Below are 1,139 nucleotides of genomic sequence, written 5' to 3'. Positions count from 1 at the left end.
GGTTGTGCGACCAATCATCTCACTCATAGGAGTAACCCCGCATGAATGTTGTAAATCAACCGATCGTCAAACACAAGCTGGGCCTGCTGAACCTGGCCGAGGAATTGGGTAACGTGTCCCAGGCCTGCAAGATCATGGGCGTCTCGCGTGACACCTTCTATCGGTACCAGGAAGCCAAGGCCAGTGGTGGTGTAGAAGCGTTGCTGCAGAAGGATCGCAAGCGTCCCAATATCAAGAACCGCGTGGATGAAGTCATTGAGCAAGCCGTGTTGGCTTACGCCCTTGAGCAACCTGCTCATGGTCAAGTTCGCGTCAGCAATGAGCTGCGCAAGCGCGGTACCTTTGTCAGTCCGTCTGGCGTGCGTTCGATCTGGCTGCGTAACGAACTGGCGAACTTCAAGCAGCGGCTTAATGCACTGGAAAAGCATGTTGCCGAGACAGGCGCAGTGCTGACGGAGGCGCAAGTTGTCGCCCTGGAGAAGAAGCGGGATGACGATATTGCCTGCGGTGAGATCGAAACGGCTCATCCGGGCTATCTCGGCTCTCAGGACACCTTCTATGTCGGCACCATGAAAGGTGTTGGACGGATCTATCAGCAGACCTTCGTGGATACCTACAGCAAGGTGGCGTTCGCCAAGCTGTATAACACCAAGACACCGATCACTGCTGCTGATCTTCTGAATGATCAGGTGCTGCCGTTTTTTGCTGATGAAGGGGTTGGGATGCTGCGAATCCTTACCGACCGAGGAACGGAGTATTGCGGCAAGCTGGAGCAGCATGATTACCAGCTTTATCTGGCCATGAACGACATTGAGCATACTCGTACGAAGGCAGCGTCACCCCAGACCAACGGGATCTGCGAGCGCTTCCATAAGACCATCCTGCAGGAGTTCTATCAGGTCACTTTCCGCAAGAAGATCTACCAGAGCATGGAAGCACTTCAGGCCGATCTTGACGAATGGCTCGCACACTACAATCATGAGCGAACTCATCAGGGGAAAATGTGCTGCGGACGGACGCCAGTGGACACCTTCGCTGATGGAAAGAAAATCTGGCAGGAAAAATCGATAGGCTGAATTTGACCTGACAGTCGCAGCCAGAAAACTCGGTAACTGTCAGATCAAGTCTGAACTTCTACA

The 1,139-nt window shown here is 53.4% G+C and carries 1 protein-coding gene; it reads left to right on the top strand.

The window, feature by feature from the left end; genetic code table 11:
* Nucleotides 1–41: 41 nt before the first annotated feature.
* On the top strand, nt 42–1,076 hold the full coding sequence (locus tag H6X51_RS19850) for an IS481 family transposase (protein WP_185269135.1): 1,035 nt from the start codon (nt 42–44) through the stop codon (nt 1,074–1,076).
* Nucleotides 1,077–1,139 lie beyond the last annotated feature (63 nt).

This window comes from Halopseudomonas xiamenensis (assembly GCF_014219065.1).
Lineage (GTDB): Bacteria > Pseudomonadota > Gammaproteobacteria > Pseudomonadales > Pseudomonadaceae > Halopseudomonas > Halopseudomonas xiamenensis.
This window is presented reverse-complemented; position numbering and strand designations above follow the sequence as displayed.